Source organism: Yoonia sp. R2-816, assembly GCF_046762905.1.
GTDB lineage: Bacteria > Pseudomonadota > Alphaproteobacteria > Rhodobacterales > Rhodobacteraceae > Yoonia.
Map to the genome: position 1 here is coordinate 21,192 of NZ_JBKQXN010000329.1, position 15,810 is coordinate 37,001.

Below are 15,810 nucleotides of genomic sequence, written 5' to 3' on the forward strand. Positions count from 1 at the left end.
TCCTTATGCATGCGAGGGCGGCAGTTTGTCCAAAGGCAGGACGCCGCCGAGAAGGTGTAGGATGGTCGCGCGGATCTGTTCCCAGAGCGCGCCAAGAAGAAGCAGGCCGACCCCGAGGATCAGAACGGTCATGGCGATGCCGCTGCCATCAAAGACAGTGGCGGTGACGGCCACCACATAGCCGATGGCAGTGATAAGGAATGAGCGCCGGTCGATGATAATCGCGACGAGGGCGAAAAACCCGAGTATCCAAAGCAGGACCCCAAAGGCGTCCTGTTCCATGGCCGAAAGGGCGATTGTGTTGATCAGGGCTGGTGCCGCGACGACATGCAGCCAGAACCCATTGGCGGATCGGCGGGTGACTCTGTGCGGATCGCTCATGTCGAAGATCATGGCGACGGCAAAGACAGCAAGGCCGAGCGCGAGTGTGATCCAGGCAAAGGGACCGTCGGCCGATAGCAGGAACAGGTCACTTGGGTCGCGGATTTCACCCCCTTGCGCCGCGGTGAAGACGATTGTTGTCACGAACAGCCCGATGGCGATCATGGCCATGGCGAAAGGCACCCGGAACCGCCACCAATAGACAACCAGTGATCCGGTGGCGAGCAGGAGCGGTAGCGGCACGCTGGAAAGATCACCCTGCCCGAGCATGAAAAGTTGCGCCATACCAGCGACGAACCCGAAGGCCGCATTGCCCGCGAACATCATGGAAAGCGCGATGGCCGGCGCGACCATGCGCCGGTGGCGGACAAAGTATTCGGACAACAACCACAGCACGACGGTGCCGATGCTGGTGACCATCACGGCATAGGTCTGGAGATTGACGATTTCGGTTCCCAAGGACAGGCCGGTCACCCCGTACCAGCCGGTGGCAAGGATGATCAGGCCGATGACGATGAAAATCTCGTTGAAGCCTTTGAACAGCTCGAACGGTTCGTCGCCGATGGCCAGATTTTCGCGTGCGCCGCGCCTGCTGTCGGCAAAGCTGATCAGGGTGGCGGCCTGTTTTTCGGTCAAAAGCCCGCTGCTTACTGCCGCCCGAAGGTCATCACGTTCGATCATCTGGTTCCTCTGGTTTGGCCAAACCTAGGGTGTGCCTTGCCCAAGTCCAAGGGCCTGTTCCGCCTTTTGCCTGAAATTGCAGTGCTTCACAAATGCGTGCAGCCGATTGTCTGGTGTCCGCTTGGGCGTAGTGTGGCCGCACCCAACCCGGAGGAGGTTCGATATGGACAGACGCGCATTCCTTGTTGCTGCTTTGGCAACCACTGCAACACCCTTGATCGCCGGTGGCCATGGGCGTCTTGGCACGTTTGCCGGGGTGAATAATCATGTCGTGACCGGAACGGCAGAGATTGCCGGGACCGAGGTGAACCTTCTGGACGATTTCACCTTTGACGGTGCGCCCGATCCTAAGGTCGCGCTGGGCAAGGATGGCACATATGATCCCGCCACGATCATGGCCCCGCTTGCCAGTGATGCGGGTGCGTCCAGCTATACCGTGCCGGAAGGTATCAACAGCGATGACTATAACGAGGTCTGGATCTGGTGCGAGCGGTTCAATGTGGGCCTTGGCGTAGCACCTATTGGCTGACCGTTTCGACCGTCAGGTTGCCATTGGTGTAAACGCAGATATCGGCGGCAATGGCCATCGCCTGTCTGGCGATGGTTTCGGCGTCAAGATCGGTGTCCATCATCGCCCGTCCGGCGGCGAGCGCATAGTTGCCGCCTGATCCGATGGCGGTGACATCGTGTTCGGGTTCCAGCACATCGCCTGCCCCGGTGATGACGAAGAGTTCCTTGCCATCGCTGACGATCAGCATCGCCTCGAGCTTTTGCAGGTATTTGTCTGTGCGCCAGTCCTTGGCCAGCTCAACAGAGGCGCGGGCGAGTTGGCCGGGTGTTGCCTCCAACTTTTTCTCCAGCCGTTCGAGCAGGGTGAAGGCGTCGGCGGTGGACCCGGCGAAACCGGCGATCACATCGGTGCCGCCGGGTGAAAGGCGTCGGACCTTGCGTGCGGTTCCCTTGATCACGGTCTGACCGAGGCTGACCTGACCGTCACCGGCGATGACGACCTTCCCGCCTTTGCGTACGCCGATGATGGTTGTGCCGTGCCATCCGGGGAATTCTTCTTTTGCCATCATCTGCTCCATCACTGTTCGGGCATATATGGCGGGTGGGGTGCAGGCAGACAACCCCGTGGCGTCTTGTTCGGGTATTGCTGAACCGCTAGCGTCCGCCCATGAGCGATGCGCAGACAGTCACGTTTTATTTGCACCCCAAGTTGCGCAAGCAGGCGAAGGCCGGGCATCATAATTTCATTGATAAGGTGAGCGCGGTGCTGGCTGAGGCCGGTTTGACAGTGGCTTATGACGGTGACGATGAGGTCGCACGATTGCGTGCGATGTCCCGTCCCGGCCGGGGCATGTTTTTCATGGATGAGCCGGTAAATGCGCGTGATCTGACGTTTCGCAAGACGTATCTTTATCCGTTTTGGCACATTGAAAAGCATGGCAAGCGATGGGATTGGCCAGTTGCGCGCACGTCTTTCGATCCGTCAAAGGTGGATGCCAGGAAGGCGGCCAATTTTCAGCGGTTCTGGCGCAACCGTTTGTTGAACGATGTGTCCAAGGATATTCGCCAGGACGGGTTCGTGCTGGTGCCGTTGCAGGGCCGGTTGATCGCACACCGTTCGTTTCAGTTCTGCAGCCCAATAGAGATGATCAAAGCGGTGCTGAAGCACGAGCCGAACAGGCATATTATCCTGACCCTGCATCCGACCGAGGTTTACACTTTGGAAGAACAGAAGGCGCTGGAGCAGTTGCTGGATCAGCATGAACGCCTTTATGCGCTGGAGGGCGGGTCGGAGCGGTATTTGCAGAATTGCGACTACGTGGTGACGCAGAGTTCGAGCATTGGGTTCAGGGGGTATTTTTTTGAAAAACCGCTGATCCTGTTTGGCCAGATTGATTTCCATCACATCGCGTTGAATGTGGGTCAGTTGGGCGTGGCAAAGGCATTTGCAGCAGTAGAGGATCATGCCCCTGACTATGCTGCATATTTGCACTGGTTCTTGCAGCACGAAGCGATCAACGCTGGCAGGCCCGAGGCGACGACACGGATCAAAGAGGTCTTAAAGGGTCATGGGTGGCCAGTTTGAAATGAAAAGGGCGCCCTGTTGGGCGCCCGATTTTCCGACCTTGGCAGATCTTAAGCGGATTCTTCGATCCAGCTTTGCAGCGCTGCTTTTGGTGCCGCGCCGGTTTTGTTGGAGACTACTTCGCCGCCTTTGAACATGAAGAGCGCTGGAATGCCGCGTACGCCCATCTGGGCCGGGGAATTCGGGTTTTCGTCAACGTTCACTTTGACGATTTTGACCTTGCCTTCCATCTCGGCTGACAGCTCTTCCAGGGCTGGGCCGATCTGCTTGCAGGGGCCGCACCATTCTGCCCAGAAGTCGACCACGACTGGGATATCGGACTGGCGCACTTCGGCGTCAAAGGTTGCGTCGGTTACGGCTACGGTTGCCATCAGGTCACTCCTTGGCGAAAAACATTGGACGCTGAAGGTAGGCAGCCAACCGTCCGGGGTCAAGCAACAGTAACAGAGTTCAGTGCTTCGTGAAGCAGGTCGGGTGGGAGCGGCATGAGTTTGGCGGTCTGGGTCCAGAGGATGGCGATTTCGATATTGCGGTTGGGGTAGGTCTGGGTCAGCGCCGCGTGATAGGCCGCCATTTGCCGCAACAGGCCAAGCGGGGTTTGTGCGGGCTGATCCGGGACGAGCCGGTTTGATTTGTAGTCGACAGCCAGGATGCTGTCCGGCCTGATAATCAGCCGGTCGATGGCACCAAGGACACGCCCGATTGGCGGGATATCAGCGGTGATATCAACTTCGGTCAGGGCGGCGTTGTCCCATAGATGCGAGAGCCCGGGCGTGGCGAGCAGCGTCACGACCTCTGTGATCAGCTCATCGTCATTTGGTCCGATCAGGCGCTGCCCAAGGGCCATGCGGTTTTCTGGCAGTGCGAGGGGTAAGTGTTCGAGCAGCGAGTGGATTCGCGTCCCGCGTTCCTTTGCGGCGTCCTGATCATCACCGCCGGGATCACCCGGCATGATCTTGGCCCCCGACAGGTCTGAGGGGGAGACGGGTTTTGTGCTGATGGCCTTTGGTGCTGGGCCAAAACCGGGAATACTGACTTCTGACTTCTGGGTGGTTGTTTGGGTGATCAGATCGGGGGCGTCCCAGTCGAGATGCGCGACACGTTTGATTTCCAGATCACCGGATTTGGCATCAATATCGCCGCGCTGCTGCATGCCGTCCGCGACGATGTTGTACCAGCTGGCATCGCCTTCGCCCACGTCACCGGCGGCCCCGACGATCAGCCATTTTTCCGCGCGGGTCATGGCGACGTAGAGCAGCCGCAGCCGTTCCTGTGCCTGACGCGCGATGACCTGATCGCGCAGGGTGTTGACCGCGGGCGCGGATTCCGGAGCAGGTGTTTTCCAGATGAGCTGATCGCCCGCTGGCAGCAGTTCGTCATTGATGCGGATGGGGCGCTTTGCGGTGTCTGGCAGGATCACAATGGGGGCTTCCAGCCCTTTGGCCCCATGCACGGTCATCACCCGGATGCGGTCACCCTGATTGTCCATCTGTCGTTTGATTTCCAGATCGTCGGTTTGCATCCAAGCCAGAAAGCCGGTCAGGCTGGGGACGCCGGTGCTTTCGTAGGCGAGCGCCTGCGTGAGGAGTGCGTCAATGCCGTCTTCGGCCTCTGGCCCGAGACGTGCCAGCAGTTTGCGCCGACCGTCGTGCCGGGTCAGGATGCGCGCGATCAGGTCGTAAGGGCGCAGGAAATCAGCAGCACTGCGCAGATCGTTCAGGATGCTCAGCGTTCCGGGATGGTCTGCATCGCGCAGTGCAGGCCAGAGAAAACCCTTGTCCGGGCGATGATGGGCGAGTGTGAAGAGATCCTGTTCGGACCAGCTGAACAGCGGTGATCGCAAGGCGGCGGCCAGCGACAGGTCATCCTCTGGCAAGGCAAGGAAGTTAAGGAGTGCTGCCAGATCCTTGACCGCGAGTTCGGCACCGACGCGCAGCCTGTCGGCCCCGGCGATGCTGAGCCCGGCCTTTTTGCAGGCGCGAATGATTTCGGCAAACAGGTCTGACCGGCGCTGGACAAGGATCAGAAAGTCACCTTCGGTAATGGGCCGCTTTTGATAGGTACCGCTGTCGCCGATCTCGACCGGGATCGTTTCACTGGCGATCATGTGCTTGATCTGATCGGCCACGCGGTTGGCCATCAGGACGGTATGGTCGGTTTCGCTGGGTTCATCGACAGGATCGTACCAGTTGCGCGTATCGTCTTTTTCCGACTTTTCGATCACTGGCCAAAGATCGACGCGGCCCGGCATGTTTTCCTTGAAGGCGATATGGGTGAGCCGGTCATCCATGCCGGTCGCCCGGTCCCGCACGAAGGTTTCATCGACGACGGACAGAATGGCCTGTGATGAACGGAAAGAATGGTCGAGCGAGGTTTCTTCGAACGGTTTTGCCGCTGCCGCATGTGCGTCGGAAAACAGGGATTTCATTTTGTCGAAGGCTGCCGGATCAGCACCCTGGAAAGAGTAGATGGACTGTTTCTTGTCGCCGACGACAAAGATTGTGCGTTTGCGTTCGGGTTGCGCACCCTCGCCTGCTGCGAATTCCTGCGTTAGTCGTTCGATAACCGCCCATTGGGTCGGGCTTGTGTCTTGGGCTTCATCCACCAGAACGTGATCAATTCCGCCATCAAGCCGGAACAGCACCCATTGCGCCACATCGCGGTCTGTCAGGAGCGCTTGTGTTTTGCGGATCAGGTCGTCGAAATCAAGCGCGCCCATTTTGAGTTTGCGTGCTTCGTAAGCGGGAATAAATGCCGCGCCGAAAGCGTGGATCGCCTTTGTCCGGGTCAGTGCGACGAGCGCCAGCCTGTCGTTGCGTGCATCCTGCACGCGGATCATCAACGCCTCAATCTCCGCCATCAGATCGGGGTGGCTTTCCCGCAATGCCTTGGTAGGGAAAGAACCAACCTTGGCACCAAAAGGTGTCGCGGCCTTTTCACCGGTCAGGAACACGTTTTCCAGAAGTGCGAGGTCTGACAGTGTTGGCTGATCGCCGGTGGACAGACCATCGAGCTTGGTCGCGGCCTTTTGATCATTCGTGCTGCCGGTGTGACAAATGGCGCGTAGCGATTTGACCCGCGCCAGATCGGTGTCTGACAAGGTGTGTTCCATCAGCATGTCGAGCGTCAGCCCCGGGTGTAGATCAAGCGTCTCTCGCAGTGCGGCTTCGTCCAGATCTTTCTCAAAGAATGCGCGTTTTGATGCGATTTCGGCTGTGAGCTGACCCAGATCATCGCCTGAGAAATGGGTCAGCAGATCGTGAAGTAGATGTGCATCGTCGCCGCCGACCATCTGATCCATCACATCGGCGCGCAGCAATTCAGCCGCGCGATCTTCCATTTCGCGGAATTGCGGGCTCACCCCGGCCTCAAGCGGGAAGCGTCGCAGGACACCGGCGCAGAACGAATGGATCGTCTGGATTTTCAGGCCACCTGGCGTTTCGATGGCGCGGGCGAAAAGCGTGCGTGCGTCGCGGAGTTGGGTCGCGTCGATTGTCCGATCAACCCCAAGGTCTTTGAGATCGTTCCGAAGCGCGTCGTCGGCCATCATCGCCCATGCACCGAGCCGCTTGAAAAGCCGGTTTTGCATCTCTGCCGCCGCGGCCTTGGTATAGGTCAGGCAGAGGATGTTCTGGGGCGAGACACCTTCGAGCAAAAGGCGCGCGACCCTGTCGGTCAGAACGCGGGTTTTGCCGGAACCTGCATTGGCCGACAGCCAGGTCGAATTATGTGGATCGGCGGCATCGACTTGCCGCTGTGATGCCGGATTGCGCATCACGTCAGAACCTCGGGATGCGGGGTATCGCTGGTGTCCCATTCGCCAAAGCGGGCGAGGTGATCATAGGGGCTGATATCGGTTTTGGAGAACAGGGCGAGGCGGGCGGTATAGCCGCGCTGCAGGTTTTGCCAGTTGGCGAAAAGCGTTTCGAGATCTGCCCAGACCTGATCTGGTGATTGTTTGTCAAATGGTGCTTCTCTGACTTTCATGTCGGGGTTGATGCCGAGGAAGGCAGCCGATTTCGCCGTTTTGCGCCCAAGTGCATTGAACGCGCCCCGTTCGAGCATCGCTGCCTCCAGCAGCAATTGTTTATCGAATTTTTCCTGCTGTGGCCCGGTTGGAGCGACCCCGGTCTTATAGTCGTAGATTAGTGCCTGATCGTCATCGGTCAGGTCGATCCTGTCGGCTTTACAAGTCAGGGATACCTGAACATTCGGGACGACGATTGTGCCCTTCAGTTCTGTCAATTGTCGAACTGCTTTGGCCTGTCTTTCGGCCTCATCGCTCAGGAACCTGTCGGCGATCCGGTCCATTCGTGCGATCCATTGCGCCCTGATCGTTGGCCACGGACAGTGTTTTTCGAAATGCGCGCGCGTGATCTGCATCAGCGCCTCTCGATCCGTCGGGTCGTGCTGTTTGGCGATGAATTCCTCCAAAATCCCGTGAACGATGATCCCGCGGAGCGGCGCATCGGCTGTCGGGACAAGCGGATCCAGAGGATCAAGGCGCAAGGTTTTGCGGGCATAAATCGCAAACGGATCGCGGATCAGTGTCTTGATTTGGGTGACCGAAAGTTGCTTTGGTCTGGCCCTGACGGGGGGGCATGGTGATGGTCGTTTTGCGCCTGCCACGCTTTGGGTGGGTTCGGCGAGTTTGGCGGCCATGTCAGCCCATTGGTCGCCTCGCGCCCGCATCTCGCGCAAAGCCGCGGGCCCGTTCTGGTTTGTCAGCCCGCCCAAAAGGTTTGTCAGCCGGTTCACCCACCGCGAGGGCACGGTTTCGGCATCAGCAGATCGTTTCGCACGGGTGATCCAGACTTCCTTTCCGGCGATGGCCTGCTGATAATCATGAGCCGACAGGCCGATCCGCCGTTCTGGCAGCAACAGACCCGCATCAGCCCGCATCTTGCGGTTCAGCCATGGGTCGGGAGGCGGTGCCTCTGGCCAGACCCCATCATTCATGCCGCCTAGGATTGTCAGATCGACACCTTGCACCCGCGCCTCGAGCGTGCCCCAGAACAGGATATTGGGATGACCTGCGTCACGGTCGCGAACCACGCCATCGGCAAGAATTGCGTTGAACAGGGTGGTGTAGTCGGCGGTGCGCATGGTGCCGCCGGCATCTGCATCCTGGATCAGCATGTCGCAGATGCGGCGTGCTTCGCGGCCAGCGGCCTCGTCCCAAAGCCCACCCGTGCCGGTATTGTCTGGACCAGCGCAGAGCTGTTCTGCCAGTTTTAAATGGGTTTCAATGTGTTTGCTAAGCGGTAGAGCTTTGTCGCTGCCATATGCGCCGAACAGGGTCGTGAGCCAGTCGGCCCATGGTTTCCTGTTCTCGTCTTTATTGGCCCAGTTCCGAAAGGTTTTGGCGTCTGGAAAGGGGGGGCCATATCGGCGCAAATGTAGTTCGAGTTCACGGGTGTGGCGCAGGTGGTCCCCGCGATCGTCCCGGTTTGAGTGACAAAGCGGGTGTTTGAGGATTGTGAGGAGTGTTTCGCCGGTCAGCGGTTCGCCCAGTATATCGGCGACATGGCGCAGAAAACGACCCGGCGGGGAGAGGGCCAGCGGTGTACCGGCGCTGTCGTCGGGTGTGATGTTCCATCGGTCGAGCGCGGCTGCAACCTGTCGCGTCAGCATCCGGTCAGGCGAGATGAGCGCGGCAGTGATCCCTTCGTCCACGGCCTGTCGCAGGCGCAGCGCGATTGTCTCGGCCTCGGCCCGGGGTGATGATGCTTCGACGAGTGTCAAATTGTTGGTCGGAGTGATCAGATCGCCAAGGCGTGGCCCTTCATCTAGCCACTGGCTTGTCACAGGTGCAGGGCGCAAGGACAAGGAGACAAGGCGATTGCGTTCGGGATGAACGGGTGCTTGGGACGACCATGGACGGACATCGCTGTGCCGGAACCCGATCAGGTTCATAAGTTTGTAGAAACGGTATTGCGGATGATCCTCCGAGGTTATGGGGTTATCCATGCTTTCCCAGACCGCGCCGGGAAGATCAAAGTCATAACCCGGAAGGATTATTGCCCCTTGCGGGAGTTTGGAGACGGCTTGCATGAAAAGTGCAGTTGACCCGCGCGAGCCTGTTGAGCCTGCAATGATGATGGGATGCGGGGGGGGTTGCGCGTTCCAGCGGGCGGCCAATGCGGTGATGACCGCCCGTTGTCGCGCCTCTTTGTCGGGCGCATCCGTCTTGTCACCGAAAAACGGGGTGATTATCCGCAGGAACCGCAACGCCCGGTCCCAGTGCCCGGATTGATCAGACACATCCAGATTAGCGATGGTTCCGGGGTCAACGCCTTCACCATGCATTTCGTCCATCAAGTTGGCGAGGCTGTCCGACAGGTCGTAAAGTGCCGCGCGCGGAGCGAGGTCGGGCTGTTGTTCCAGCAGCTTGGCGACGAATTGCGACAGTTCCAGTCTGCGCCGCAAGGGCGATACCGGGGGCGGGATATCGACCGAAACGGGATCCGTGGACAAATCGGTGATTAGTCTGAGCCGGGGCAGTAGTTTCGCCGGGCCTGCGGCGAATACTTCTTTGATCCGACGCTGCATTCGGCTGGTGTTGACGTAGATTTCGGTTCTTGCCAAGTCTTCGGGCGCAAAGTCGGCGGTTCGGCTTAGCAACCCATCCACCAGGCCCTGGGCGAAGTCCACGCCGGGGGGTGCGCCGAAGATTTGCGGTTTGGTAGAGGCGTCAAACATGCAGCATCGCCTCGGCCAGTGGTATGCTGGAGGGCTGGCCAACATCGCACCATTGTCCATCATAGTGGACACCGTAAAGACCACCGCGTGCTGCGATCTGATCCCAGACGATGTTCATTGAAAAAACCGTGTCAGTGATGTCTGCCAGGGCTTCGGTCCGGATGATCTGGACGCCGGTGTAGATGTTACCGGGCCCTCGATAGAGCTGATTTTTTTCATTATGGAAGAAATCCCCTTTGCCCAAGTGACCGGAGACCTGTTTGCGGGGCACTGTGAGCAAAAGCGCCTCCATATCGTCACGCCATGCCTGTATGATGATCTCTAGCGGGTTAGGCCCGTGCCAGACCGCATCGGTGTTCATGGTGACCACTGGACTATTTCCCAGAAGTGGCAGCGCATTTTGCAACCCACCCCCGGTTTCCAGCAGTTGATCGGTTTCGTCTGAAAACAGGATATCGGTTCCCGCAAGATGGTCCCGGATCATATCAGCCTTGTAGTGCAGGTTTACGACCCGCTGACCGATGGGGGCAATCTCGGTGAAGTCCAGCGCGTGGTCGATGAGGGTCTTGCCACCAACCTTGATCAGCGGTTTGGGCTTGTCCGCGACCATGTCGCTCATGCGGGTGCCTAAACCGGCTGCAAAAAGGAGAATTGGGAAGCTCATTGGCGTAGCTTTAGCATATGTGTGGCGTCGGGTTCCGGTAATGCGGTCAGTGCCGCCTGACGCAGGTCGGCCAGTGCCGGATGTCCAAGATCGCGCAGAAGGTTGTTCCAGACCCGCGGTAGCAGATCGATATAGCGTGGTTTATTCCGGGTCTTTGCCAGACGTGCGAAGACCCCAAGGATACGCAGATTGCGCTGGGCGCCAAGGCAGGCGAGCTGGGCGGGAAAATCGTGACCCAGGCCGGTCTTTTGCATGAAATAGGTCGCGATTTTGGTTTTGAGCGATTCTGGCACATCTCGACGCACGTCGCGCAGGAGCGACACAAGATCGTAACCCGCCGGTGCGATCAGTGCGTCCTGAAAGTCCAGCAGGCCGACCCGTGCGTCGCCCTTTTGGTCGCAGCGCCAGATCAGGTTCTCTGCATGGAAGTCCCGTAGAGCAATTGTGTCTGGCTCCGGTGCCAGTTCACGCATTGCCGCTGTCATTGTATTGACCAGTTCGGTCACGGGGTGGTCCGTGTAGTAGGGGTTCAGCAGCGCAATCATGTCTCCGCCGATTTCGGGTGTCAGGCGGTTGAGCGGAAAATCCGGCTTTTGCCGGTGGAGTTTTGCCAGCACGTCTGCCGCAGCCGTATAAAGCACGGTTGTGTCTTGCGGGTGGGCTCTGAGCCAGTTTGCGAAATCGTGCGGGCCCAGGTCCGATATGACCATCAGGCCGCTGTCGGGATCATGTTTGAGGATGTCTGGGGGGCAGAGCCCCTGATCCGTCAGGTAGCTGGCGATTTGGGCGAATGCGCCGGTGTCTTCACCGTTCTCGGGCGGTGCATCCATGAGGATGACGCTTTGAGTGTCGTGGGCGAGTCGCGTATATTTCCGTGCTGATGCATCACCGGCAAGCGGGTTTCGGCCCCAGTTTGCCCAGGTCGTTTCTGCCAGGAAACCGGTTATCAACTCGCCACGCTCAGACATGCAGGTTATTCAGTCGCTTTGCCCATTGCGGGGACATCTTGATTGTCAAATCGTGCCCATCTTTGCCAGCCTTGAATTCCATCTGCAATGCGTTGTCCGGGGCAAGTGGCCCCAGTCGATCAGGCCATTCAATGAGGCAGATCGCCGTTTCAAAGGCTTCGTCGAGGCCAAGCTCAAAGACCTCATCAGGGTGGGTAAGCCGATAGAGGTCGCAATGCCAGATGTCGCCCCGCGGATGTTCATAGGTTTGGACCAGCGTGAAAGTTGGAGATGGCACATCCTCTGCCCGGCCAAGCCGTGCGCGGATGAGGGCGCGTGCGAAGGCTGATTTGCCAGCACCAATCGGCCCGCTGAGCAGGAGTGTATCCCCGGAACGCAGTAGCGGTGCCATCCGTCCGGCAAGGGCGATGGTATCAGCCTCTTGCGGGAGGCGAAGGTGAATGGGGTGCGCTGACATGCGCAAAGACTATGGTCTGGCGTCGTACCTGCAAGCCAAATTAGCGTTTTGCCACCATCAAGGCCGGATCATGTTCGGTGAGTTTGCGGATAATCGGATGCGCCGGGGTGGCGATACTGAATTTGACCATCGTCATACCGCCCGCGATCGGGGTCGCATTGCAAAGGATCTGGCGCCCATCATCGAGGATTGCGGTATCAGACCACGCCTTGCGAGGCCCGATATTGCGGATGAAACCGCGCAAATCCGCCCACATCTGTGTCGGTGTGCAACGTGACTGCCAAGTCTGAATGGCGGCTTGTACCTCGTGTTGTTGTATCCGTTCGTCATTCACCGGCCCCCAGAGGTCGGCATATGCCTTGTTGGACATGACCATGGTGCCAGCGCTGGAGAAGACGGCGATGGCATCAGAGAGCGTATCAAGCACGGCTTGGCCAGTTTCGATGTCAGACCGAAAGCGCCTTGTCAGCGAAATCTCGGCGCTGATGTCTTCCAGCAAAAAGGCGATAGCTCCGTCAGGGTGTGGTCGGCCTGTGACACGGTAGGTCTGTCCGTCGGGCAGGTTCCATGTTTCCGAATAGCTGCCATCCTTGGCTGCCTGTTCCAGGGCTGTGAATTGTTCGCGCCACGAGGCGTAATCCTTTGGCTCGGGCAGCATCCGAGATTCGCGTAGCCGGTCCAGTACCGCATCTACCGTCGGCCGCGAGCTGAGAAACTGTATTGGCAGGTTCGTCATATCCAGTAAGGCCGGGTTGAACATGGCAAGCTGCCGCCGTTTGTCGAAAATGGCGAGCCCGATTGAGAGTTGTGCAAAGGTTTTGGTCAGAGTTTGTACAAAATTGCGTCGATCCTGATCGGCCCGCACGATGGCATTGGCGTCATTGGCGAAGTGAAGCTGGCTGTCTTCGCGCCGGACGGTTGTTACATCGAACCATTGTTCGGCCTTTTGTTTGGGTAGGGTCACCGACATCCGCCGCAAGGACGGTGATCTGCCGACTGACGTTTCGAGAAGATCGGGCATTAGTGGCCGGTTTGGCCATGTATCGGTATGCTTTTGATCATCCGGACGCAGTTTATCGCAAAACGCCAGATAGGCATGATTAGCCCAAAGCAATCTGCCAGACAGGTCCTCTTGCCAGATAAGCTGAGGTGTGTGTTGTGTCAGGTCACGCAGCATCATGAGTTCTGACATGCGTACGTCACGTTCTATAACGTCGGAGGGTCCGTTTAGATCGCTGCGTTGACGTCCGTTGACCTTGAGCCGCAGCCGCGTTTCGGTCCGATCAATTTCGACCCAAAGGTTATCATCGCTTTCATCATCGACGCGATGTCTGCCGCATTGTTCACTGGCAAGTACCTTACCAAGCTTCGGGAAATGCTGAGCAAGGACGTGCACCGTGGCGTCATATTCGCTCATATGGGTGATATGGGGTGATATCATGCCGAGCGCGTCGGGCGTGGCATCGACCAGTGTCTTGCCTTCAAACAGAAAAACAGGGCCTTTGCCGGGGTCGTTTTCCAGTCCATCGGCTGGCTGCATTGCGCGGTCATATCGCCAAAGCCCGAAGAACAGCACGCCAGCCCCTATTGTCGAGGCGATGGCAACCAACAGGAAGTCTACCCAACTCATCAACATGACAATCCATCCTTTTTACACCTCGCGGCACAATCTCGGAGGAAGGTTAATGTCGCGTTAAATGGGCATTAACTCTCTTGCCAGGGATCGTTGGGTATGTTCTCCCCAAGTGCCCCCGAACCTAGAAAGTCGATTTGCGGCAGCGCAGACTGCGCCCAGCGCACATTGACGACCGCCCCACCGGTGGCTTGCCCTGACCAGCTAGCATGACCATGACGTCTGCTATTGCTGAATGTCAGCTTTGCCCCTGACCTTTCAAGAAGGGTCTTGGCGATGAATAACCCCAACCCCATCCCTTCGTAACCGGGCCTGTGCGACCGATCCTCGCTCACCCGCCGCCGCCGGACATAGGGGTCGCCGATCCGGCCAATCACAGAGGGCGGGAACCCGGCCCCGTCATCCGAGATCCTGACGCTGATTTCGCTGTCCGACCACCGCACATCGACCTGCACCCGGCTTTGCGAGAAATCCACTGCATTCTGGATCAGGTTCCGCAAGCCGTGGATGATTTCTGGCCTGCGTGCGATTGTGGGTTGGGTCAATTCGGCCCCGTCTTCGGGGGCGATGTCAAAGTCGACGGTTTTTCCACGGTTCAGGTGTGGTTCGGCGGCTTCCCGAACGACCGTTTCAAGTGGAGCGTGCCGCAGGTGGAGATCGTCTTTGCCCGCCCGACCCATTGAATGCAGAATATCGCGGCACCGGTCAGCCTGATCCCTGATCAACGCCGCGTCTTCGAGCAGCTCGGGGTGGTTTTCCAGTTCTTCCATCAATTCGCTGCCCACCAGTTTGATGGTCGCCAGAGGTGTGCCGAGTTCGTGTGCCGCCGCTGCGATGACGCCGCCAAGGTCTGTCAGTTTCTGTTCCCGGGCGAGCGCAAGTTGAGTGGCAACCAGTGCTTCGCCCATTGCATGCATTTCAGTGGTGACCTGTCTGGCGTAGATGGCCAGAAAGATGACGCCGATCACAAGTGCGACCCAGAAACCGAACTGAAACAGAACCGGCAGCGACAATACGAGCCCTTCTGCGGTTTCAATCGGCAGGCTGAAACGGCTGATCAGTGTGATCAGCGCGATTGCTGTCAGGCCAAGCAATATGGTGCTTTTGAGGTGTAGAACCGTTGCAGCGATTGTGACGGGGGCTAGGACCAGCAAAGCAAAAGGGTTGTTCAGCCCCCCTGTCAGAAAGAGCAGAAGGCTGAGCTGGACAATATCAAAAACCAGCCAGAGCGAGGCCTCGCGTTCTGAGAGCCTCTTGTTTTCTGGGTAGATGAAGATCGAGATAAGGTTGGCAACGACGGATGCCCCGATGGTCATCGCAGCATATCCGACCTCGAGCTGGAGCCCGTAGATGCGCACGGCGACGAAAATCGCAACCGCCTGGCCTGCCGCCGCGAACCATCTTAGCGTAACAAGCGTGCGCAGCCGCACCCAGTTACTGCGCTGCTGGTCCTGGAACATCTCGAATTCAGATACGGACATGTGATCTCCGGGACCGGGCGGCAAGATAGACCATTGATAGGCCCGCAGGCATATAGGATCAATGCGACCGATCAGCGAGGGTATAGCCCTTTGTCCAAGACGATAGCGATAGTGGCCGGTGCTGCGATGGTTGCCATGGTTGGCGGAACCATTGCCGCGATCCAGTGGCATGGTGGCGGTGGGCCCTGCGGGGTGGCCAGGGTTGATGCCGCAATCGGTGGACCGTTTGAGTTGGTCAGTGAGACTGGCGGAACCGTTACCGATGCCGATGTGATTACCGAGCCTGCGCTGATCTACTTTGGCTACACTTTCTGCCCCGATGTCTGCCCACTGGATTTAGCCCGCAACGCGGCTGCCGTGGATATTCTGGCCGAACAGGGGGTGAGCGTGACGCCTGTTTTCATCACGATCGATCCTGCCCGCGATACTGTTGATGTTGCGAAAGACTATACCGATAGTTTTCACCCAAGGATGATTGGGCTGACCGGATCGAGCGCGCAGGTCGCGGCGGCGGCTGGCGCCTACCAGGCCTATTATGAACGTGCCGATGACGATCCGGAATACTATCTGATGCACCATTCCACCCTGACCTATCTTGTCATGCCCCAAAACGGTGTTGTCGGGATTTTCAAACGACCCGCATCCGCAGATGAAGTGGCGCAGAGAACCGCCTGTATCGTCCAGACCTCATGATTGGTTGACGCATGAGCGGTCAGTCCTAGTTCCTAAAGAGAAATTCTGTAGGGCT

Annotated in this window: 13 protein-coding genes; 3 read left to right on the forward strand and 10 right to left on the reverse strand. The window is 58.3% G+C overall.

From position 1 onward, the window contains the following. Window positions 1-3: 3 nt before the first annotated feature. A complete protein-coding gene (locus ACFWW2_RS23995; protein WP_393932678.1) occupies window positions 4-1,062 on the reverse strand; it encodes a hypothetical protein in 1,059 nt (352 codons plus the stop codon). A 163-nt stretch (window positions 1,063-1,225) separates the two neighbouring features. On the opposite strand from ACFWW2_RS23995, the gene ACFWW2_RS24000 reads away from it, so the two are divergent. Continuing rightward, window positions 1,226-1,591, forward strand: coding sequence for a DM13 domain-containing protein (locus ACFWW2_RS24000; RefSeq protein ID WP_393932680.1), 366 nt, complete (start codon window positions 1,226-1,228; stop codon window positions 1,589-1,591). Here ACFWW2_RS24000 and hslV read toward each other — a convergent pair. After that, window positions 1,581-2,138, reverse strand: a complete 558-nt coding sequence (gene hslV / locus ACFWW2_RS24005; protein WP_393932682.1) for an ATP-dependent protease subunit HslV — start codon at window positions 2,136-2,138, stop codon at window positions 1,581-1,583. The genes ACFWW2_RS24000 and hslV overlap by 11 nt on opposite strands. Before the next feature lie 101 nt (window positions 2,139-2,239). Here hslV and ACFWW2_RS24010 point away from each other — a divergent pair, with 101 nt between their 5' ends. Beyond that, on the forward strand, window positions 2,240-3,157 hold the full coding sequence (locus tag ACFWW2_RS24010; RefSeq protein WP_393932684.1) for a hypothetical protein: 918 nt from the start codon (window positions 2,240-2,242) through the stop codon (window positions 3,155-3,157). Window positions 3,158-3,207: 50 nt separating this feature from the next. Here the strand turns inward: ACFWW2_RS24010 and trxA are convergent, their stop codons facing one another. The 8 genes from trxA to regB all read right to left on the reverse strand — a co-directional run bounded on the left by trxA (window position 3,208) and on the right by regB (window position 15,062). Then, window positions 3,208-3,528 carry a thioredoxin gene (gene trxA / locus ACFWW2_RS24015; RefSeq protein WP_393932686.1) on the reverse strand — a complete coding sequence of 107 codons (321 nt, stop codon included), beginning with the start codon at window positions 3,526-3,528 and terminating at the stop codon, window positions 3,208-3,210. 59 nt (window positions 3,529-3,587) lie between these two features. Next, entirely contained in the window at window positions 3,588-6,932 is a 3,345-nt protein-coding gene (gene addA / locus ACFWW2_RS24020) for a double-strand break repair helicase AddA (protein WP_393932688.1), read from the reverse strand. Then, a complete protein-coding gene (gene addB / locus ACFWW2_RS24025; RefSeq protein ID WP_393932690.1) occupies window positions 6,932-9,859 on the reverse strand; it encodes a double-strand break repair protein AddB in 2,928 nt (975 codons plus the stop codon). The genes addA and addB overlap by 1 nt, the downstream gene beginning before the upstream one ends. Beyond that, window positions 9,852-10,523, reverse strand: coding sequence for a nucleotidyltransferase family protein (locus ACFWW2_RS24030; protein ID WP_393932692.1), 672 nt, complete (start codon window positions 10,521-10,523; stop codon window positions 9,852-9,854). The genes addB and ACFWW2_RS24030 overlap by 8 nt, the downstream gene beginning before the upstream one ends. Further along, a complete protein-coding gene (locus ACFWW2_RS24035; protein WP_393932694.1) occupies window positions 10,520-11,491 on the reverse strand; it encodes an aminoglycoside phosphotransferase family protein in 972 nt (323 codons plus the stop codon). The genes ACFWW2_RS24030 and ACFWW2_RS24035 overlap by 4 nt, the downstream gene beginning before the upstream one ends. After that, on the reverse strand, window positions 11,484-11,948 hold the full coding sequence (gene tsaE / locus ACFWW2_RS24040) for a tRNA (adenosine(37)-N6)-threonylcarbamoyltransferase complex ATPase subunit type 1 TsaE (RefSeq protein ID WP_393932696.1): 465 nt from the start codon (window positions 11,946-11,948) through the stop codon (window positions 11,484-11,486). Before tsaE ends, ACFWW2_RS24035 begins: the two co-directional genes overlap by 8 nt. Window positions 11,949-11,988: 40 nt before the next feature. Next, window positions 11,989-13,584: a PAS-domain containing protein gene (locus ACFWW2_RS24045; RefSeq protein ID WP_393932698.1), complete on the reverse strand. Its 1,596-nt coding sequence runs from the start codon at window positions 13,582-13,584 to the stop codon at window positions 11,989-11,991. A 68-nt stretch (window positions 13,585-13,652) separates the two neighbouring features. Next, window positions 13,653-15,062, reverse strand: a complete 1,410-nt coding sequence (regB, locus tag ACFWW2_RS24050) for a sensor histidine kinase RegB (protein ID WP_393932700.1) — start codon at window positions 15,060-15,062, stop codon at window positions 13,653-13,655. A 90-nt stretch (window positions 15,063-15,152) separates the two neighbouring features. Between regB and ACFWW2_RS24055 the strand changes: the two genes are divergently transcribed. Beyond that, window positions 15,153-15,755, forward strand: a complete 603-nt coding sequence (locus tag ACFWW2_RS24055) for an SCO family protein (RefSeq protein WP_393932702.1) — start codon at window positions 15,153-15,155, stop codon at window positions 15,753-15,755. Window positions 15,756-15,810: the final 55 nt, after the last annotated feature.